Origin of the sequence: Nesterenkonia sp. F (genome assembly GCF_000220985.1) — a bacterium.
Taxonomy (GTDB): Bacteria; Actinomycetota; Actinomycetes; order Actinomycetales; family Micrococcaceae; genus Nesterenkonia.
In genome coordinates, this window is sequence record NZ_AFRW01000095.1 from 14,513 (window position 1) to 34,055 (window position 19,543).

Sequence of the window (19,543 nt, forward strand, 5' to 3'; positions counted from 1 at the left end):
CTCCGGCCGGGTCAGTCCTCCAGCGGGCCGAGCAGCTGGGCGGCCAGCGTGCGGTGGGCCGACTCGTCGTCGGAGGGATGGTGGATGCCGGCCAGCACGTCCCGATGCAGCCGGGACAGCTCGCTCGTCCGGACATACTGCCCTCCCCCGCTGACCTGCAGCGCGGCGTCGACGCCGGCTCGGGCGATGCGCGTGGCCCGCGTGCGCAGCGACACCAGGCGCGGGAACCAGGTCTCGCCGTGGTCGACGCCGGACTCCAGATCCGTCAGCGTCGCGCGCAGCTGGGCGTCGAGGGCGAGCTGCTCCAGCTGCGCCTCGGCCAGCCGATAGCGCACGTCGGGGTCCTGCGAGAGCGCACGCCCGGTGGACAGCGCGGTGCGTGCGGCGGCATGCTCGGCGCCGAGCTGCAGCGCCCTGTCGCCGAGTCCGGTGTAGACCGCGGACAGCAGCCCGAGGAAGCTGGAGAAGATCGCGAAGACCAGCGGGTCCCGATTCGGGCCGGCGGGCAGCCGGCGCACCACCCGCTCGGCGGGCACCGTCGCGGCGTCCAGCGCAGTGGCGAAGGAGCCCGAGGCGCGCATGCCCAGCGCGTCCCATTCCCCCGTCGGCGACCAGCCGTGGGCCGATCGCGGCAGGAATCCGACCACCAGCGGGGTCTCGCCGCCGTCGACGTCGCGACCGAGCAGCCCCAGCCGAGTCCAGACCGGGGTGAGCGAGGTGAAGATCTTCAGCCCGGTGAACGACGCCGAGCCGTCGGCACCGGTGCGCACATCGGTGGTGGAGTCGAAGAGCACCGTGTCGTTGCCCGGTTCGGAGATGCCGAAGGCGAAGATCTCGCCGGCGGCGGCCTCGTCGAGCACCTGGGTGAATTCGGAGTGCCCGCCGGCGACCATCCGCCGGGCGACGGCGACCCAGACCTGGTGCATGTTCACCGCCAGCGCGGTGGCGGGAGCGTGGGCGGCCAGCAGCCGCTGAGCGGCCGCCGTCGTCGGCAGGTCCCAGCCCAGGCCGCCGTGCTCGACGGGCACCAGACCGCGCAGCAGGCCGGCGGCGGCGAGCTCCTCGACGTCCTCGTGGCAGAAGGCGTTGCGCGCATCGTAGTCGCCGGCACGGGCACGGATGCGGTCCAGCAGCTCCTCGTCCAGCACGGCGGCGAGCCGGTCCCCGTCGTGGGTGCGTCCGTCGGCGCCGACCCCCGGACCGCCCGTCACTGCGCCTCCAGGAAACGGTGCAGCACGCGGACGCCGAACTGCAGCGCATCCACCGGCACCCGCTCATCGACGCCGTGGAACATGCCGGTGAAGTCCAGTTCGGCCGGCAGACGCAGCGGGGCGAAGCCGTAGCCGGCGATGCCGAGCGAGGCCAGATGCTTGTTGTCCGTGCCGCCGCCGAGCATGTACGGCAGCACCACGGCTTCGGGGTCCTCGACCCGCAGGCTGGAGACCATGGACTCGACCAGCGCTCCGGAGAAGGGCACCTCCAGCGAGGGGCCGCCGTTCTGCAGCTCGAAGCGCACCTTGTCCCCGGCCAGCTCGGCCAGTGTGGCGGCGACCTTCGCGTCCTGCTCCGGCAGCGTGCGCGCGTCGACCAACGCTTCGGCGGAGCCCGGGACCACGTTGTGCTTATAGCCGGCGTCGAGCGCCGTCGGATTGGAGGTGTTCTGCAGGGTCGCGGCGATGAACTTCGCCGTGGACCCGGTGGCCTCCAGCAGCGGCGCGGGGTCCTCCTCGTCGAAGGGGATCCCGGTGAGCTCGGAGAGCTGCTCCATCAGCGCCCGAGTGGTCTTGGTGTACTCGATCGGCCAGCGGTGCGCGCCGATCGCGGCGACGGCCTCCCCCAGGGTGACCACCGGGTTGTCGCGCTGCACGGCCGATCCGTGTCCGGCGGTCCCCTCGGCGATCATCTTCGTCCAGTGCAGGCCCTTCTCCCCGGTCTGGATCAGGTAGGCCCGCTGACCGGCGATGTCGGCGGAGAACCCGCCGACCTCGCTGATCGCCTCGGTCGCGCCGTCGAAGAGCTCGGGGCGGTCGGCGACGATCCGGCCCGCGCCCCGGCGCCCGTTGTCCTCCTCATCGGCGAAGAAGGCGATGATGAGGTCACGCCGGGGACGGCGCCCCTCCCGGCTCATGCGCAGCACGGCGGCGAGGATCATCGCGTCCATGTCCTTCATGTCCACCGCACCGCGGCCCCAGATCATGCCGTCCACGATCTCCGCGGAGAACGGGTCGACCTGCCAGTCGGCCGCCTGGGCGGGGACCACGTCGAGGTGGCCGTGGACCACCAGCGCGCCCGCCTCCGGATCGGTGCCGGCCAGCCGCGCCACCACGGAGGTGCGTCCGGGCGCGGTCTCGACGAGCTCGGGCTCGAGGCCGGCCTGCTGCAGGATCCCCGCGCAGTACTCGGCGGCCTCGCGCTCGCCGGAGGCCTCACCGTTGCCCCAGTTCTGCGTGTCCATGCGGATCAGGTCGCGACAGAAGTCGACGACGTCGGCCTCGGCCTGCGCCGCGGGATCGACGGTGTCGGCATCGGTGGGGGTCATCAGCGCCTCCTGCAGACGGTGGGGTGGTCTCGCCGGTGACCAGCCTACCGCGGGGTCTGCCCTCGGGGTCCTTCCGCCGACAGGGGAGACCGGGCAGGACGTTCAGGCATCGGACGCCGGTGCCGGGGTGCTGGACTCCTGGTGAGCCTGGTCGCCGACATCGGGTGCGGAGGACTCGGCCGCCGGCCCGGGCGATCCTCCGGAGCGGCCCTGTCCGGACTCGGAGATCGCCGTCCCGACGGCCTCTCCCTGGACCTTCGCCTGCAGGATCGACCCCAGATCGATGCCGGTGGCGGCCTCGACGCGCTTGAAGACTCCGGCCAGGGCCACGGAGGATTCTCCGTCGAAGTGTTCGGAGGCCCCTGACTCGCCGGACCCGCCGATCAGTGTCATCGAGCCGATGTTGGCATAGCCGGCGGCGAAGGAGTCCATCAGCTGGGGCAGCACTGCCAGCGCCTCGCGGGCCAAGACGGCTTCCTGGTTCTCGCGCAGTGCTTCCGCCTCTGCGCGGATCGCCGCGGCCTTGGCCTCACCCTGCTCGCGGATCGCGGTGGCCTCAGCCTCGGAGCGCTGCAACCGCGCACGGGCCTCCGACTCGGCGACCAGGGCTTCCGCCTCTGCGGCCTTGGTGCGCTCATAGGCTTCGGCGTCGGCATGCTTCTGCTGCTTGTAGAGATCAGCATCGGCGACACGCTTGACCTCGGCGTCCAGCTCGGACTGACGGTTCTCCGCCTGCTGGCCGAGCACCTGCTGGCGAGCCTTCTCGCCGGCCAGAGCTTCTGCCTGCTCCGCCTCGGCTCGTGCCTGCCCCACACGAGACGTCGCGGCGGCCTGGTTCGAGTCGTACTCGGTCTCCTCGATGAGGTTCTGCTCGCTGTTCGCGATCCGCTCTTTGGCGATGGCCCGCTCGGCGTTGGTCGCGGCGATCTCCGCCGCCTGGCGCTTGGCCTCGATCTCCGGAGCACCCAGGGAGGAGATGTACCCCGAATCGTCGGTGATCTCGCGGATCTGGAAGGAGTCCAGCAGAAGGCCCTGGGTCCGAAGCTCCGGGGAGATCGATCGAGAGATCTCGTCGGAGAACTTCTGCCGATCCCGCATCAGCTGGATGACCGTCTGCTGGGCCATCAGGCCGCGCAGTGCGCCTTCGAGCTGGTCCTGGGTGTATTCGACCACCGCCTCATCCTGGGAGGCGAAGCGCTCGGAGGCCGCCTTGACGTCGTCGACCGCGCTGCCGATCTTCACCAGCGCCACGGCCTCGGCGTTGATGGTCACATTGTCATGGCTCTGCGCGGTGACGGTCATCGAGACCTGTCGGGAGCGCAGCGAGATGATCTCGTGCCGCTGCCGGATCGGGTTGACGATCGCCCGTCCGTTGACGATGACCTGTTTGGGCCGCGTCTCCGGGGCGTCGGATTTCGAGGACTTGCCGGTGACCACCAGGGCCTCGTCCGCACGGGCGACCTTCGTCCAGGCACGCATGATGATCAGCCCGACGATCCCGGCGAGCACGGCCGCCACGACCAGGGTGATCACGATCGCGATCGCGCCGCCTGTTGTCAGAATGTCCACGAGTTCGTCCTTCCATGAGTTGTGGGGCTTCGGCTGCCGTGACCATCAGCTGGTCTCCCGCCAGGCGTGCTCCGAGACCTCTGCGCGCGGAGCAGGAGGTCATGACGTGGTGGGTGCCCGCCGGGGCTCATCGCCGCAGGACCCATGGGGCCGATGGTACGTGTCATGACCGGTGTATATCGACAGGGATTTCCGGCGTGCTGGGCTCTGCCGACGACCGGGCCGGCTCCGCGGCCCGCGCCGCCGGAGCGACGCCGTGGGTGCAGACGGCCTCGTCCTCGGCCGACCCGGCCGCCCCCGAGCAATGTGCCGGGCCCGGCCGCTGACCCCCGCTAACCCACGAACGGCGACCCCGGACGTCCGGGCGCACGAAAGAAGCCCCGGACCGATCCGCGGGGATCGATCCGGGGCTTCTGCCGTTCGTGCGCGAGACGGGACTTGAACCCGTACCCTCTAAGACGAGGACTAGCACCTCAAGCTAGCGCGTCTACCTATTCCGCCACCCGCGCAGGTGCTGATCACCGCCGACCTCGTCGGCGGCACCAGAAAACTCTAGCACGACCGGACCGCCGACCACCAATCCGCGCCCCGGCTCACCAGGCCTTCCTCGGCGCATGCGGCGCCCGATCCCGCAGACCGGTTCAGGGCACGCGCGCTGTCCATGCCTCGGCGCCGAACTTCTCCTCCACCAGCTGCCGGGCCCGGGCCATCTCATGCTCGCGGATCTCGGCGACCTCGGCGCCGTGGCGCCGGGCGAAGACCTGCACGAAGGTGTCCAGGATGTCCTCGCGGGCCATGCCCGTCTGGCTGCGCAGCGGGTCCACGCGCTTGACCGCCGAGCGGATCCCCTTGTCGGAGATCTTCTCGCGCCCGATGCGCAGCACCTGCATCATCCGCTCGGCGTCCATGTCATAGCTCATCGTCACATGGTGCAGCATCGCCCCGCCGGCCAGCCGCTTCTGCGCCGCCCCGCCGATCTTGCCCTGCGGGGAGACGACGTCGTTGAGCGGCTGATACTGCGCCTCCACGCCGACCTCCCGCAGGGCCTCCATCATCCAGGCGTCGAGGAACGGATAGGAGTCGGCGAAGCTCATCCCGTCGACCAGCGACGTCGGCAGCGACAGCGAGTAGGTCACGCAGTTGCCCGGCTCCATGAACATCGCCCCGCCGCCGGAGATGCGCCGGACGACGGTGGTGTCGTGCGCGGCGGCGGCATCGGCGTCGACTTCGTTGGCCAGCGACTGGAAGGAGCCGATCACCACGGCCCGCTCGTTCCAGTCCCAGAGCCGCATCAGCGGCGGGCGGCGCCCCGCGGCCACCTCCTCGGTGAGCACCTGGTCGAGGGCCACGTGCAGCGCGATGGGCAGCTTCTGCGCCGGCATGACCTCCCATCGGTGGTCTTCCCAGCGGGTGGCGTGGCCCAGTGCCCGACGCACGGCGATGCCCACCGCCTCCGGGTCGAAGCCGAACAGCTCGGCCTCGGGGCGCAGGCCGGAGCGGACCGCCTCGGCGATCGTCGCCCGCGAGGCGTCGGTCGGCAGGCCGACCAGGGCGCGGTTGATGTCGCCCAGGGCTTCGTCGGGCTCCAGGAAGAAGTCGCCGTTGACCGAGGCGTCGCCGATCGTGTCCTGGTCCGGATCGACGGTCACGTCGACGACGACCAGCTTGCCGCCGGGAACCTTGTACTCGCCGTGGGGGACGTCCTCGCCGCGGTGGGCGCGCTCGACAGCACTCATGGGCTCCATCCTACGCTCGGCACGTTATCCCCTCGCGCACGACGAAGGGGGCCCCGACCGCAGTCGTGACCCCCTTCGTGCGACGGACCGTCGTCGGTCAGCGGCTCACTGGCCGCCGCCGAAGCCCTTGAAGCGCTTGTTGAACTTGTCCACACGGCCGGCGGAGTCCATGATCCGCTGCTTGCCGGTGTAGAACGGGTGCGACGCGGCGGAGATCTCGACGTCGATCACCGGGTAGGTGTTGCCGTCCTCCCACTCCATGGTCTTCTCGGAGGTCGCGGTGGAGCGGGTCAGGACCTTCTCGCCGGAGGCCAGGTCGTTGAAGATGACCGGCGCGTAGGCGGGGTGGATGTCAGACTGCATAGGTTCACGTGTCCTTCGTGTCTGCCGCTGGTTTTTGCCAGAAGCTCGTGGATCGTCTCGGCCCATGGTGGACCAACATGACATGTTAACCCAGACCGGGCCGCCGGCCCAACTCCCAGCAGGCCACGGCCGCGGCGGCCGCGACGTTCAGCGAGTCGAGGCCCGCGGCCTCCGCCATCGGGATCGACGCGTGGTGGTCGGCGGCCGCCAGCGCCGAGGCGGAGACGCCCGGCCCCTCGGCGCCGAGGACCAGCGCCAGCCGCTCGGCGGCCGCGACCGGCGCATCGGTCAGCGACCGCGAGGTCTCGGACAGCTCGAGCGCGACGAGCGTGATCCCCACCGCCCGGAGCCTCGCGGCGGCCGTCGCCCAGCCGCCGTCGGCGTCGCGCGGCATCCGGGCCCAGGGCATGGTCAGCACCGCGCCCATCGAGACCCGCACGCTGCGTCGGTAGAGCGGATCGGCGCAGCCGGGCGAGAGCAGCAGGCCGTCGACGCCGAGGGCCGCGGCGGTGCGGGTGATCGCTCCGAGGTTGACATGGTCGGTCAGTCCGTCGAGCACCAGCAGCGTCCGGGCGCCGTCGACGACCTCGTCGGCCGCGGCCTCGCGCGGGCGTTCCATCGCCGCCATCGCTCCGCGGTGCATGCGGAAGCCGGTCAGGGACCGCAGCTGGTCCTCGCCGCCGAGGAACACCGGCGCCTCGGGGCACGCGGCGACGACGTCGGCCAGATCCTCCAGCCGCTCCTCGGCCAGCAGGAAGGAGCGCACCCGATGTCCCGCGGCCACGGCGCGGCGGACGACCAGCGGAGACTCGGCGAGGTACATCCCCTGCTCGGCGTCGCGGCGGCGGCGCAGCTGCGCGTCGGTCAGCGACCGGTGGTCGTCCAGCCGGGGATCGCCGCCTGCAGCTCCATGCCGCAGGTCGACGCCGTCCAGCCGGATCACCGGATTCGGCAGGGAGTCCGCCGACGGCGTCGCGGACAGGTCGCTCATCCGACCACCAGGTCGCGGACCATGACGCCCAGCGCCACCAGTCCCAGCACGACGATGACCCCACGCAGCACCCCGGGGCTGAGTCGCCGACCCACCCAGGCGCCGGCGAAGCCGCCGATCGTCGAGCCGACGGCGACGATGAGCACCACCGGCCAGGCGATGCGATCGAAGGCCAGCAGCAGGTAGCTCGCCGCCGCAGTCAGGTTCACCGTGAGCACCAGGGCGTTCTTCACGGCGTTGGCGTGCTGCATGGTGCCGGCCAGGAAGACGCCGAGGATGCCGACCAGCAGCACGCCCTGGGCGGCGACGAAGTAGCCGCCGTAGACGCCGGCGCCGAAGACCAGCGCCGTCAGCGCGGCCGAGGGGCGCGGGTCGGGGTCCGTCGGCCGGCCGGCCGGCTGCTCGTCCCGGGCGCGGGCGGCCCGGTCGGCGACCCACCGCTTCAGCCGCGGCTGTCCGAGGACGAAGCCCAGCGCGACGACGATGAGCAGCGGGGCGACGGTCTCGAAGACCTCCTCCGGCAGCGTGAGCAGCAGCAGCGCGCCGACGACGCCGCCGACGAGCGAGGCCGGCACCAGACGCAGCAGCGTGGTGCGCACCTGGGCGATCTCGCGGCGATAGCCCAGCGTACCGGTGACGTTGCCGGCGATGAGGCCCATCGCGTTGGAGATCGTCGCGGTCACCGGAGGGAAGCCGACGGCGACCAGCACCGGGAAGGTCACCAGCGTGCCGGAGCCGACGACGACGTTGATCGCCCCGGCCCAGATCGCCGCCAGGGCGATGACCAGGATCTGGTCGAGGCCGAGCCCCAGCAGCTCCATCAGGACGCGGCGAAGGCCGAGAACCGTCCGTCGCGGCGGTGCAGCTCGAGCGGCATGTCGAAGGTCTCGGAGAGCGTCTCCGTGGTCAGCGTCTCATCGATCGGCCCGGAGGCGACGGTCCGGCCGTCGCGCAGCATCAGGACATGGGTGAAGCCCGGCGGGATCTCCTCGAGGTGATGCGTCACCAGCACCGCCGCCGGCGAGTCCTCGGCGGCGACCAGCCGCGAGGTGCGCTGGACCAGCCACTCGCGGCCGGCCAGGTCCAGACCGGCGCCGGGCTCGTCGAGGAGCAGCAGCTCGGGGTCGGTCATCAGCGCCCGAGCGATCTGCACCCGCTTGCGTTCGCCCTCGCTGAGCGAGGAGAACGGCCGGTCGAAGGCGGTGCTCACGCCCCAGGCGTCGAGCAGCTCGAAGGCCCGGCGCTCGTCGAGGCGCTCGTACTCCTCGCGCCAGCGGCCCGTCACCCCGTATGCGGCGGTGACCACGGCGTTGAGCGCGGTCTCGCGCTCCGGCAGCGAACCGGCCACCGCGTTGGAGCACAGGCCGATGCGCGGACGCAGCTCGAAGACGTCGACGGCGCCGAGCGTCTCGTCGAGGATCTGCACGGAGCCGCTGGTCGGGTGCAGACGGGCGGCGGCGACCTGCAGCAGCGTGGTCTTGCCGGCGCCGTTGGGGCCCAGCACCACCCACCGCTCGTCCTCGCCGACCGTCCAGGACACGTCGTCGAGCAGATGCGTGCGGCCGCGGCGGACGCTGACGCCTTGGAGATCGAGGACTGGACTCATGCGCCCCACACTATCGAACGGTGCGGCCGTGCACGGCGGCCGCGTCGCGGCGACGCTAGTCTGGGACCACCATGACTGAGTCCTCCTCCACCTCCTCGTCAGCGGCCTCCGCCGACCGCTCCGTCGCCCGCCCCGCCGACTCCCCCGCCGACCTGCCCGCCGACCTGCCCGCCGACATGCCCGCCGGCACGGTGGCGATGCTCGCCGCCGAGACGCTGCCCGCCCCGCTGCTGCGCGCCCTCACCGAGGAGATGCGCCGCCGCGGCGCCGTCCACGCCGTGGAGGTCCATGACGTCCCGGTCCGCCCGGTCGGCGCGGCAGAGCCGACGACGGTGCGCGCGGCCCGCTGGTCGACGACGCTGACCGACTCCGACGACGGCCACGGGCATCAGCTGCTGGCCTCGCTGCTCGAGGACGCCGCCGAACAGCTCGACGCGCCGGAGGAGGCAACCGTCACCGTGCTCCCGGAGGCGATGCGGCCGGCGGATCCGGGGATGCTGATCATGGATGTCGACTCCACGCTCGTCGACCAGGAGGTCATCGAGCTGCTCGCCGCCCACGCGGGCCGCGAGGCGGAGGTCGCGGAGGTCACCGAGCGGGCGATGCGCGGTGAGCTGGACTTCGCCGCCTCGCTGCACGAGCGGGTCGCCGCACTGGCCGGGCTGCCGACCTCCGTCATCGCCTCCACCGTCGAGGCCGTCTCCCCGACCTGCGGCGCCGAGGAGCTCATCGCCGCCTGCACACGCCGCGGCTGGCCCGTCCATGCAGTCTCCGGCGGCTTCCTGCAGGTGCTCGAGCCGCTGGCGGCCCGGCTGGGGCTGAGCGGCGTCGACGCCAACGACCTCGCCGTGGCCGGGGAGACGCTCACCGGAGCGGTCTCCGGCGCCGTCGTCGACCGTGGCGCCAAAGCGGCTCGGCTGCACGAATGGGCGGCGGCCGCGGGCGTCCCATCCGCCTCGGTGGTCGCGATCGGCGACGGCGCCAACGATCTGGACATGGTGACCGCCGCCGGCGTCGGCGTCGCCTTCTGTCCGAAGCCGGCGCTGGCCGACCGGGCGGACCTGGTGATCCGCCATCGCTCGCTGGACCTGGTCCGAATGGCGCTGGGACTGGGCTGAGCCGGCGTCCGAGCCTGCGCGACCGTCGTCGGACGTCATCCTCCTCACGGTCCCGACCCGCCCGATCTGCTCATCTGAGCACCTCCGTCCCGTTGCGCCGGGGCTGGGACTCCCGCGCTCCGGGCAGTCGCCCCCTCGTCCTCCCCCTGGCGCGCGACGGCGGCGAGGAGGAGGATGGGGACAGAAGGTCCGGAACCCGTCGGAGGCCCCGTTCTCACAGGGAGCATGCGCTCTCGTGAGCGTTCGGCAATCCCCACATGATGCGAGACACATAGACTGTGCGGCGGTACTCTGGACGGGCGCGGCACGACGATGTGCGGCCTCTCTTCGTCATCCGTAGACACCTTGGAGGAACTTCAGTGACCGATACAGCCGTGAACGACTCCGCCGTCTTCACCGATCTCGACCGGCGAGCCGTGGACACGCTGCGCGTGCTCTCCGCCGACGCGGTGGAGAACAGCCCCGGCGCCGGCCACCCGGGCACGGCCATGTCGCTGGCCCCGGCCGCCTACCTGCTCTTCCAGCGCGCCATGAAGCATGACCCCAAGGACCCGGAGTGGATCGGCCGCGACCGCTTCATTCTCTCGGCCGGCCACAGCTCGCTGACGCTGTACCTGCAGCTCTACTTCTCCGGCTACGGCCTCGAGCTCGACGACATCGCCGCACTGCGGCAGTGGGACTCGCTGACCCCGGGCCACCCGGAGTACGGCCACACCGCCGGGGTGGAGATGACCACCGGCCCGCTGGGCCAGGGCCTGGCCTCCTCCGTCGGCTTCGCCTACGGCCAGCGCCGCATGCGCGGCCTGCTGGACCCCGAGGCCCCGGCCGGCGAGTCGCCGTTCGACCACAGCGTCTTCGTCATCGCCTCCGACGGCGACCTCGAGGAGGGCGTGACCTCCGAGGCCTCCTCGCTGGCCGGCCACCAGGAGCTCGGCAACCTCGTGGTGATCTGGGACGACAACCGGATCTCCATCGAGGACGACACCGAGATCGCCTTCACCGAGGACGTCGAGGCCCGCTACGCGGCCTACGGCTGGCACGTGCAGCGCGTCGACTGGACGAAGACCGGCGACTACGTCGAGGACATCGCCGAGCTGGACCGCGCGATCGCCGAGGCCAAGGCCGCCACCGACAAGCCCTCGCTGATCGCCCTGCGCACGATCATCGGCTGGCCGGCGCCGACCAAGCAGAACACCGGCGCGATCCACGGCGCCAAGCTGGGCGGCGACGAGGTCCAGAGCGTCAAGAAGATCCTCGGCTTCGACCCGGAGCAGAACTTCGTCGTCGAGGACGAGGTCCTCGCCCACGCCCGTCAGGTCGCCGACCGCGGCGCCGCGGCGCGCGGCGAGTGGGACACCGCCTACCAGGCCTGGCGCGAGGCCAACCCGGAGAACGCGAAGCTGCTCGACCGGCTGCAGACCGGCGAGCTGCCGGAGAACTGGGAGGAGGCGCTGCCGGAGTTCCCGGCCGGCGACGCGCTGGCCACCCGTGCCGCCTCGGGCAAGGTCCTCAACGCCATCGGGGAGGTGCTGCCGGAGCTGTGGGGCGGTTCGGCCGACCTCGCCGGCTCGAACAACACGCTGATCACCGAGTCGCCGTCCTTCGTGCCGGAGAGCCGCTCGACCTCGAAGTTCGCCGGCAACCCCTACGGACGGAACCTGCACTTCGGCGTCCGCGAGCACGCCGCCGCCTCCATCACCAACGGCATCTCGCTGTCGACGCCGCTGCGCACCTACGCCGGCACCTTCCTGATCTTCAGCGACTACCAGCGTCCGGCCGTCCGGCTGGCCGCGCTGATGGGCGCGGGCTCCATCTTCGTCTGGACCCACGACTCCATCGGCCTCGGCGAGGACGGCCCGACCCACCAGCCGGTCGAGCAGCTCGCCAGCCTGCGGGCCATCCCCGGCCTGGACGTGGTCCGGCCGGGCGACCCGAACGAGGTCGCCGTCGCCTGGCGCGAGGTCCTCAAGCGCGCCGACCGTCCGGCCGGTCTGGCGCTGACCCGCCAGGGCATCCCGACCTTCGAGCGCGGCGCCGGCGAGGCCACCGCCGAGGCCTTCGGCTCGGTGGAGGGCGCCGCCAAGGGCGCCTACGTGCTGGCCGAGGCCGTCCGCGACGGCGTCGTCGTCACCCCGGACGTCCAGCTGATCGGCACCGGCTCCGAGGTCCACCTGGCCGTGGAGGCCCGCGACCAGCTGGCCGAGACGGGCATCGCCGCCCGGGTGATCTCCATGCCGTCGCAGGAGTGGTTCGCCGAGCAGACCGCCGAGTACCGCGAGAAGGTGCTGCCGGCCGCGGTGAAGGCCCGCGTCTCGGTCGAGGCCGCCCACCCGCAGGGCTGGCGCGAGTTCGTCGGCGACGCCGGCCGGATCGTCGGCCTGGACCACTTCGGCGCCTCCGCCGACTACAAGACGCTCTACCGCGAGTTCGGCATCACCTCGGAGGCCGTCGCCGCGGCCGCCGAGGAGTCCATCGCCGCCGCGTCGCACTGATCCCCGCCGCGCCGTCCGCGTTCCGGCCTCGAACCGGGTCGCGGACGGCGTCGGGAACAGCCCACCGACTCCACAGCGTTCATACCGGGGAGACGTCCTCTGACGCCGCCCCGCCGACAGGAGACATTCCATGACTGCGAATCCTGAGACCACCACTGCGAACCCGAACACCCAGGCCCTCTCCGACCTCGGGGTCTCGATCTGGCTGGACGACCTCTCCCGCGAGCGGCTCAACACGGGCGAGCTGCCCACGCTGATCGCCGGGCGGAACGTGGTCGGCGTGACCACCAATCCGACCATCTTCGAGAACGCCCTGAAGAACGGCGAGGCCTACGAGCAGCAGCTCACCGAGCTGGCCTCCGCCGGCGCCGATGCCGAGAAGGCCGTCTTCGAGATCACCACCGACGACGTCCGCGAGGCCTGCGACGTCTTCGCCGACGTGCACTCCGCCACCGACGGCGTCGACGGCCGGGTCTCCATCGAGGTCGACCCGCGTCTGGCCCGCGACACCGAGGGCACCATCGCCCAGGCTCGTCAGCTGCACGAGGCGATCGGCCGCGAGAACGTGATGATCAAGATCCCGGCCACCGTCGAAGGCCTGGAGGCCATCTCAACCGTGCTGGCCGACGGCATCAGCGTCAACGTCACGCTGGTCTTCTCGCTGGAGCGCTACCGCGCGGTCATCAACGCCTTCATGCTGGGCCTGGAGAAGGCCCTGGAGAACGGCCACGACATCTCCCGCATCCACTCGGTGGCGTCCTTCTTCGTCTCCCGCGTGGACGCCGAGGTCGACAAGCGGCTGGAGCTCGCCTCCGAGGAGGGCAAGCAGGACGCCGCGTCGCTGCGCAGCCAGGCCGCCATCGCCAACGCGCGGCTGGCCCACCAGATCGCCGGGGAGTCCTTCAGCTCCGAGCGTTGGAAGGCCCTCGCCGACCGCGGCGGCCACCCGCAGCGTCTGCTGCTCGCCTCCACCGGCACCAAGGACCCGAACCTCTCGGACACCCTCTACGTGACCGAGCTGGCCGGCGCCGGGGTGGTCAACACCATGCCGGAGAAGACGCTGGAGGCGCTGGCCGACCACGGCACCGTCGACGGCGACACCCTCTCCGACACCTACGTGGAGGCCAACCGCGTCCTCGACGGCATCTCCGCGATGGGCATCTCCTACCGCGAGGTCGTCGACACTCTCGAGGCCGAGGGCGTCGAGAAGTTCGAGAAGTCCTGGGAGGGGCTGCTCGACACGATCACCGAGGGTCTGCGGCGCAACAGCTGAGACGCTGCTGAGGATCTCCTGCCGGTGCGCCTGGACCGCGCACCGGCAGGGGATCCTAGGCAAGCGCATTCCCCATGACTTTCCCGAGGTCTGCCCGCCGGCCCCGGACCGACACGACCTGCGCGGTCCCGCGAGGCCGGACCCGGATCGGACACCGCTCTCCCCCGCCCCGCTGACAGCGGCGGCCCCGCCACGAACGACCCGGTCCGTCTCCGCACCGACCGGCCCCGCTTCGAAAGGATGCACACCATGAGTTCGCTCTCCCTGTCCCTGCGCGGCGCCGCGCGGGAGCCGTCGACTCCGAGGTCCCCGGCCTCGTCGACCACGAGTTCGCCTCCCGCCTGGTCGCGAAGGACCACACCCTGTGGGGCCGCGCCGCGGAGGGCGAGGCCTCGAAGCGTCTCGGCTGGGTGGCGCTCTTCGACGAGTCCCGCGCCCTGCTGCCGCGCCTCGAGCAGCTCCGCGCCGAGCTCGCCGAGGAGGGGGTGACCCGGGTCGTGCTGGCCGGCATGGGCGGCTCCTCGCTGGCCCCGGAGGTCATCTGCGCCACCGAAGGCGTGGAACTGACCGTGCTGGACTCCACCGACCCGCAGCACGTCGCCGCGGTGGTCGCCAAGGACATCGACTCCACGGTGCTGGTGGTCTCCTCGAAGTCCGGGTCCACCGTGGAGACCGACTCGCAGCGACGCATCGTCCAGCAGGCGATGACCGCCGCCGGCGTCGACCCGCTGCGCCGGACCGTCGTCGTCACCGACCCCGGCTCCCCGCTGGCCGAGCAGTCGGCGGCCGAGGGCGTGCGTGCGGTCTTCGAGGCCGACCCCACGGTGGGCGGGCGCTACTCGGCGCTCACCGCCTTCGGCCTGGTCCCCTCGGGGCTCGCCGGCGCCGACGTGGCGCGGCTGCTCGACGACGCCGAGGAGACCGCCGGCGTCCTCGCCGCCGACGACGCCGCCAACCAGGGTCTGCAGCTCGGCGCCGCCATCGGCGGCACGCGGCCGCTGCGCGACAAGATCGTCGTCGTCGACGCCGGCTCCCCGCTGGTCGGCCTGGGGGCCTGGATCGAGCAGCTGCTCGCCGAGTCCACCGGAAAGGAGGGCACCGGCCTGCTGCCGGTCATCGTCGCCGACGGAGAGCCTGAGCTGGCCCGCGACGCCGACGACGTGCTCGTCGTCCAGCTCGTCGACCCCGAGGCCGAGGACGACGCCTCGGTCGACGGCGACCTCGGCGACACCGTCGCCTCGCCGCACGTGGTGCGCACCGGAGGCAGCCTGGGCGCCCAGTTCGTGCTCTGGGAGGTCGCCGCCGCGGTGGCGGGCTCGCTGCTCGGCATCAATCCCTTCGACCAGCCCGACGTGGAGTCCGCCAAGGCCGCCGCGCGCGGCCTGCTGGACTCCCCCGCTCCGCAGGCCGCAGACGCCGTCGTCGACGGTGCCGTGGAGATCCGCATCTCCGGCGACGAGGCGCTGGCCGACGGGGCGACGACCGTCTCCGGCGTGCTCGAGACGCTGATCGGCCGGATCCCGGAGGCCGGCTACCTGGCCGTGATGGCCTACCTGGACCGCACCTCGGAGACCTCCCTGGAGGAGATCCGGCCGGAGCTGGCGCAGCGCGCCGGCCGCCCGGTGACCTTCGGCTGGGGCCCGCGCTTCCTGCACTCCACCGGCCAGTTCCACAAGGGCGGCCCGCACGTGGGCGCCTTCCTGCAGATCACCAGCACGGCCGCCGAGGACGTGGAGGTCCCCGACCGCCCGTTCACGCTGCAGCAGCTCATCGCCGCCCAGGCGGCGGGCGACGCCCAGGTGCTCGCCGACCACGGCATGCCCGTGGTGCAGCTGCACCTGACCGACCGTGCCGCCGGTCTGCAGCAGATCCTCGACGCCGTCCACTCGCCGTCCTGACCAGGAGATCCCGATGACTACCACGCTTCGGCCCGACGGCCGGGAGCCCGCCGCCCGCTCCGGGGCCTCCAGCTCCGGCGGAGGCAATCCGCTGCGCGACGTCCGCGACCGTCGGCTGAGCCGCATCGCCGGCCCCAGCGCGATGGTGATGTTCGGCGTCACCGGCGACCTCGCCCGCAAGAAGCTGCTGCCGGCGCTCTATGACCTCGCCAATCGCGGCCTGCTGCCGCCGAGCTTCTCGCTGGTCGGCTTCGGCCGCCGCGACTGGAGCCACGAGCAGTTCGCCGCCGAAGTCCGCGGCCACGTCGAGGCCTCGGCGCGCACCTCCTTCGACGAGACCGTCTGGGAGCAGCTCTCCGCGGGCCTGCGCTTCGTGCCCTCGGAGGGCTTCGACGACGACGACGCCTACCGGCGACTCGAGGAGACCCTCGAGGAGCTGCGCATCTCGCGCGGGACGCAGGGCAACCACGCCTTCTACCTGTCGATCCCTCCGAACTCCTTCGAGACCGTCTGCCAGAAGCTCTCCTCGCACGGTCTGGCCTCCCGCGACGACGTCGTCGACGCCCGTGCCGAGGCTGAGGCCGAGGAGGGCTCCGCCGGAACCGAGGCACCGTGGAGCCGCGTGGTCATCGAGAAGCCCTTCGGCCATGACCTGACCTCGGCGCGGGAGCTCAACCGCGTCGTCGAGCAGGTCTTCCGCCCCGACTCGGTCTTCCGCATCGACCACTACCTGGGCAAGGAGACGGTGCAGAACCTGCTGGCGCTGCGCTTCGCCAACCAGCTCTTCGAGCCGCTGTGGAACGCGCAGCATGTCGACCACGTGCAGATCACGATGGCCGAGGACATCGGCATCGGCGGCCGCGCCAGCTACTACGACGGCGTCGGCGCCGCCCGCGACGTGATCCAGAACCACCTGCTGCAGCTGCTGGCGCTGACGGCGATGGAGGAGCCGATCTCCTTCGACGCCGACGACCTGCGCACCGAGAAGGAGAAGGTCCTGGCCGCGGTCCAGATCCCGGAGGACCTCGACACCGCCTCGGCCCGCGGGCAGTACACCTCCGGCTGGCAGGGCGGCGAGCAGGTCGTCGGGTTCCTCGACGAGGAGGGCTTCAACCCTGCGTCGAAGACCGAGACCTTCGCGGCGCTGAAGCTGGACATCAATACCCGCCGCTGGTCCGGGGTGCCCTTCTATCTCCGGGCCGGCAAGCGCCTCGGTCGGCGGGTCACCGAGATCGCGGTGGTCTTCAAGCGGGCTCCCAATCTGCTCTTCCGCGACCACGACGACTCCGAGTTCGGGCAGAATGCGGTGGTCATCCGCATCCAGCCCGACGAGGGCGCCACGATCCGCTTCGCCTCCAAGGTGCCCGGCACCCAGATGGAGGTCCGCGACGTGACGATGGACTTCGGCTACGGGCATGCTTTCACCGAGGACAGTCCGGAGGCCTACGAGCGGCTCATCCTCGACGTGCTGCTCGGCGAGCCGCCGCTGTTCCCCCGGCATCAGGAGGTCGAGCTCTCCTGGAAGATCCTCGACCCGTTCGAGGAGCACTGGGCCTCCCTCGACGCTCAGCCCGAGCCCTACTCCCCCGGCAGCTGGGGCCCCGACTCGGCCCATGAGCTGCTGGCCCGCGACGGACGCACCTGGCGCCGGCCGTAGGCGCAGACCCTAGGAGACAGCCGTGATCGTAGACATCCCCGACACCACCACCTCCAAGGTCGCCAAGCAGCTGAATCAGCTGCGCGAGGCCGGAGGCGTCGTCGCCCTGACCCGTGTGCTGACGCTGGTGATCCTCACCTCCGAGGAGAATGCCGAGCCGGCCATCGAGGCGGCCAATCTGGCCTCCCGCGAGCATCCCTGCCGGATCATCGTGCTGGCCACCGGCGACGCCGGGCGCCGCACCCACCTGGACGCACAGATCCGCGTCGGCGGCGACGCCGGGGCCTCCGAGGTCATCGTGCTGCGCGGCTCCGGCGAACTCGCCGAGCACAGCGAGGCCATGGTCTCGGCGCTGCTGCTGCCGGACGCGCCGATCGTCGCCTGGTGGGCCGACGACATCCCGCCGAAGGTCAGCGAGACCTCCATCGGCCGGCTGGCCCACCGACGCATCACCGACACGGCGAAGGATCCGCGCCCGCTGCAGGCGCTGCGCACGCTCGCCGCGAGCTACACCGACGGCGACTCGGACCTCGCCTGGACTCGGCTCACCGGCTGGCGCGTCCAGCTGGCCAGCATCCTGGACACCCTCGACCCTGCGTCGATCACCGAGGTGACCGTCGAGACCGCCCCGGAGCTGCCCAGTGCGGCGCTGCTGGCCTCCTGGCTGCAGCGCTCCCTGCGGGTTCCGGTGACCCTGCGCCGCGACGAGGTCGGACGCTTCCAGGCGCTCTCCGCGGTGCGGCTGCACACCCCCGACGGCGATGTCGTCCTCTCCCGGCCGCATGGCGACATCGCCGATCTGCACCTGCCCGACGTGCCGGTGCAGCGGGTGCCCCTGCCGCTGCGCACGCTGGAGGACTGCCTGGCCGAGGAGCTCCGTCGGCTCGACGCCGACGAGGTCTTCGGCGAGGTCCTCACCCGAGGGCTGGCCGACACCGATCTGGCAGACTGCCTCGAACAGTCTCCGCGGGTCGCCGGCTGACCCGTCCGGCGGCGCGGGCAGCCGGAATCCGCCGGCCCGTCCGGCCGACCCCGCCGACCCTCGCCGACCCTCGCCGACCGTCGAACAGGAGCGACTGCATGATGATCCAGGTCGACACCGACCTTCCCGCACCCCGGATCGAGATCTTCGCCGACAAGGACGCGCTCTGCGCGTCCGTCGCCGAACGGCTCGTCGAGCTGCTGCGCAGCACCGTCGAGGCCGACGGTGTCGCACATGTCGCCCTGACCGGGGGCGGCGCAGGCATCGGCACGCTCGCGGCGGTCTCCGAGCTGCTGCGCGGCGACGCCTCCGCCGCCCCCGACTGGCGGGCCGTCCACTTCTGGTGGGGCGACGAGCGGCTGCTGCCGGCCGGCGACGCCGAGCGCAACGCGCAGCAGGCCCACGAGGCCCTGCTCGAGGAGCTGATCCGCGAGCACGGGCTTCCGGAGGCGAACGTCCATCCGATGGCCGCGGCCGAGCAGACCGGCTCCCCGGACGAGGGCGCCGAGCGCTACGCCGCCGAGCTGGCCTCCCATGCCGCCGCCGGCGCGGCGCTCCCGGAATTCGCCGTCGTGCTGCTCGGCGTCGGGCCCGACGGCCATGTCGCCAGCCTCTTCCCCGGCCGCGACGCGCTGGCGACGACCGGACGGAGCACAGTCGGCGAGCACGACTCGCCCAAGCCGCCGCCCGCGCGGATCTCGCTGACCTTCGACGCGATCCACTCCGCCCGCCGGGTGTGGACCGTCGTCGCCGGCGCCGACAAGGCCGAGGCGGTCGGCCGCGCCTTCGAGGAGGCGACGCCGGTCGAGGAGATCCCCGCGAAGAAGGCCCGCGGCGCTGAGGAGACGATCTGGCACGTCGACGCCGCGGCCGCCGAACGCCTCTGACGCCGGCGGCCCGGCTTCAGCGATCCGGACCTCTCCGACGATCGCGGCCCGGACACGACGAGGGCCCTCCTGCTCCGGATGGAGCGGGAGGGCCCTCGCCGTGTCCGGGCGGTCTCGGGGTCGAGACCGTCGCCGGCGGGCAGCGGCTCAGGCGTCGACGTTCACGCCGATGAGCAGCCCCAGGGTGAGGATGATCAGCCCCCAGAGCACACCCAGCGTGATCGTCAGCCGGTTCAGATTCCGCTCGGCGACGCCGGAGGCCCCGAGCGAGGACGTCACGCCGCCGCCGAACATGTCGGACATGCCCCCGCCGCGTCCCTTGTGCAGCAGGATCAGCATGATCAGCAGCAGGCTGATCACGGCCAGGGCGACCTGGAGTGTGATGGTCAGTAGAGACACGGCGACCTTTCGTCGACGGCGGGCAGGTCAGCA

At 71.9% G+C, this 19,543-nt stretch carries 15 protein-coding genes, 1 tRNA gene and 1 pseudogene; 7 read left to right on the forward strand and 10 right to left on the reverse strand.

The genetic code is table 11. The annotated features are described in order from the left end of the window. Positions 1-11: 11 nt before the first annotated feature. From GU5_RS0107895 to GU5_RS0107935, 9 genes are all read right to left on the reverse strand, one after another. Positions 12-1,211, reverse strand: a complete 1,200-nt coding sequence (locus GU5_RS0107895) for an acyl-CoA dehydrogenase family protein (RefSeq protein ID WP_010525043.1) — start codon at positions 1,209-1,211, stop codon at positions 12-14. Next, positions 1,208-2,539 carry a M20/M25/M40 family metallo-hydrolase gene (locus tag GU5_RS0107900; RefSeq protein ID WP_010525044.1) on the reverse strand — a complete coding sequence of 444 codons (1,332 nt, stop codon included), beginning with the start codon at positions 2,537-2,539 and terminating at the stop codon, positions 1,208-1,210. Before GU5_RS0107900 ends, GU5_RS0107895 begins: the two co-directional genes overlap by 4 nt. Before the next feature lie 102 nt (positions 2,540-2,641). Continuing rightward, entirely contained in the window at positions 2,642-4,108 is a 1,467-nt protein-coding gene (locus GU5_RS0107905) for an SPFH domain-containing protein (protein ID WP_010525045.1), read from the reverse strand. Between the two features lie 423 nt (positions 4,109-4,531). Further along, positions 4,532-4,617, reverse strand: a tRNA-Leu gene (locus tag GU5_RS0107910). A gap of 132 nt (positions 4,618-4,749) precedes the next feature. Continuing rightward, complete coding sequence (locus GU5_RS0107915; protein WP_010525046.1) at positions 4,750-5,844, reverse strand: biotin/lipoate A/B protein ligase family protein; 1,095 nt, start codon at positions 5,842-5,844, stop codon at positions 4,750-4,752. A gap of 105 nt (positions 5,845-5,949) precedes the next feature. After that, the gene (locus tag GU5_RS0107920) at positions 5,950-6,207 is read right to left on the reverse strand and encodes a type B 50S ribosomal protein L31 (protein WP_010525047.1); all 258 of its coding nucleotides are present in this window, start codon (positions 6,205-6,207) and stop codon (positions 5,950-5,952) included. An 85-nt stretch (positions 6,208-6,292) separates the two neighbouring features. Then, positions 6,293-7,198, reverse strand: a complete 906-nt coding sequence (locus GU5_RS0107925) for an RNA methyltransferase (RefSeq protein WP_010525048.1) — start codon at positions 7,196-7,198, stop codon at positions 6,293-6,295. Continuing rightward, complete coding sequence (locus GU5_RS0107930; protein WP_010525049.1) at positions 7,195-8,019, reverse strand: sulfite exporter TauE/SafE family protein; 825 nt, start codon at positions 8,017-8,019, stop codon at positions 7,195-7,197. The genes GU5_RS0107925 and GU5_RS0107930 overlap by 4 nt, the downstream gene beginning before the upstream one ends. Beyond that, positions 8,019-8,804, reverse strand: a complete 786-nt coding sequence (locus GU5_RS0107935; protein WP_010525050.1) for an ABC transporter ATP-binding protein — start codon at positions 8,802-8,804, stop codon at positions 8,019-8,021. Before GU5_RS0107935 ends, GU5_RS0107930 begins: the two co-directional genes overlap by 1 nt. Before the next feature lie 71 nt (positions 8,805-8,875). Here GU5_RS0107935 and serB point away from each other — a divergent pair, with 71 nt between their 5' ends. From serB to pgl, 7 genes and pseudogenes are all read left to right on the forward strand, one after another. Further along, complete coding sequence (serB, locus tag GU5_RS14715) at positions 8,876-9,922, forward strand: phosphoserine phosphatase SerB (protein WP_010525051.1); 1,047 nt, start codon at positions 8,876-8,878, stop codon at positions 9,920-9,922. Between the two features lie 359 nt (positions 9,923-10,281). Continuing rightward, positions 10,282-12,414: a transketolase gene (gene tkt / locus GU5_RS0107945; RefSeq protein WP_192807253.1), complete on the forward strand. Its 2,133-nt coding sequence runs from the start codon at positions 10,282-10,284 to the stop codon at positions 12,412-12,414. 130 nt (positions 12,415-12,544) lie between these two features. Continuing rightward, positions 12,545-13,687: a transaldolase gene (tal, locus tag GU5_RS0107950; RefSeq protein WP_010525053.1), complete on the forward strand. Its 1,143-nt coding sequence runs from the start codon at positions 12,545-12,547 to the stop codon at positions 13,685-13,687. Positions 13,688-13,936: 249 nt separating this feature from the next. Continuing rightward, positions 13,937-15,585 (forward strand): annotated as a pseudogene (locus GU5_RS15930) (glucose-6-phosphate isomerase). A 13-nt stretch (positions 15,586-15,598) separates the two neighbouring features. Continuing rightward, positions 15,599-17,242 carry a glucose-6-phosphate dehydrogenase gene (gene zwf, locus GU5_RS0107960; RefSeq protein ID WP_010525055.1) on the forward strand — a complete coding sequence of 548 codons (1,644 nt, stop codon included), beginning with the start codon at positions 15,599-15,601 and terminating at the stop codon, positions 17,240-17,242. A gap of 22 nt (positions 17,243-17,264) precedes the next feature. Beyond that, entirely contained in the window at positions 17,265-18,224 is a 960-nt protein-coding gene (locus tag GU5_RS0107965) for a glucose-6-phosphate dehydrogenase assembly protein OpcA (protein ID WP_010525056.1), read from the forward strand. 98 nt (positions 18,225-18,322) lie between these two features. Further along, positions 18,323-19,111: a 6-phosphogluconolactonase gene (gene pgl / locus GU5_RS0107970; protein ID WP_010525057.1), complete on the forward strand. Its 789-nt coding sequence runs from the start codon at positions 18,323-18,325 to the stop codon at positions 19,109-19,111. A gap of 147 nt (positions 19,112-19,258) precedes the next feature. Here pgl and secG read toward each other — a convergent pair whose 3' ends face one another. Continuing rightward, positions 19,259-19,510: a preprotein translocase subunit SecG gene (gene secG / locus GU5_RS0107975; RefSeq protein ID WP_010525058.1), complete on the reverse strand. Its 252-nt coding sequence runs from the start codon at positions 19,508-19,510 to the stop codon at positions 19,259-19,261. Between the last annotated feature and the right edge of the window lie 33 nt (positions 19,511-19,543).

Coding starts and splice junctions, on each gene's coding strand:
- serB (WP_010525051.1), top strand. CDS start 8,876: ATGACTGAGTCCTCCTCCACCTCCTCGTCAGCGGCCTCCGCCGACCGC.
- zwf (WP_010525055.1), top strand. CDS start 15,599: ATGACTACCACGCTTCGGCCCGACGGCCGGGAGCCCGCCGCCCGCTCC.
- GU5_RS0107935 (WP_010525050.1), bottom strand. CDS start 8,804: ATGAGTCCAGTCCTCGATCTCCAAGGCGTCAGCGTCCGCCGCGGCCGC.
- GU5_RS0107925 (WP_010525048.1), bottom strand. CDS start 7,198: ATGAGCGACCTGTCCGCGACGCCGTCGGCGGACTCCCTGCCGAATCCG.
- GU5_RS0107930 (WP_010525049.1), bottom strand. CDS start 8,019: ATGGAGCTGCTGGGGCTCGGCCTCGACCAGATCCTGGTCATCGCCCTG.
- pgl (WP_010525057.1), top strand. CDS start 18,323: ATGATGATCCAGGTCGACACCGACCTTCCCGCACCCCGGATCGAGATC.
- GU5_RS0107900 (WP_010525044.1), bottom strand. CDS start 2,539: ATGACCCCCACCGATGCCGACACCGTCGATCCCGCGGCGCAGGCCGAG.
- tal (WP_010525053.1), top strand. CDS start 12,545: ATGACTGCGAATCCTGAGACCACCACTGCGAACCCGAACACCCAGGCC.
- GU5_RS0107915 (WP_010525046.1), bottom strand. CDS start 5,844: ATGAGTGCTGTCGAGCGCGCCCACCGCGGCGAGGACGTCCCCCACGGC.
- GU5_RS0107920 (WP_010525047.1), bottom strand. CDS start 6,207: ATGCAGTCTGACATCCACCCCGCCTACGCGCCGGTCATCTTCAACGAC.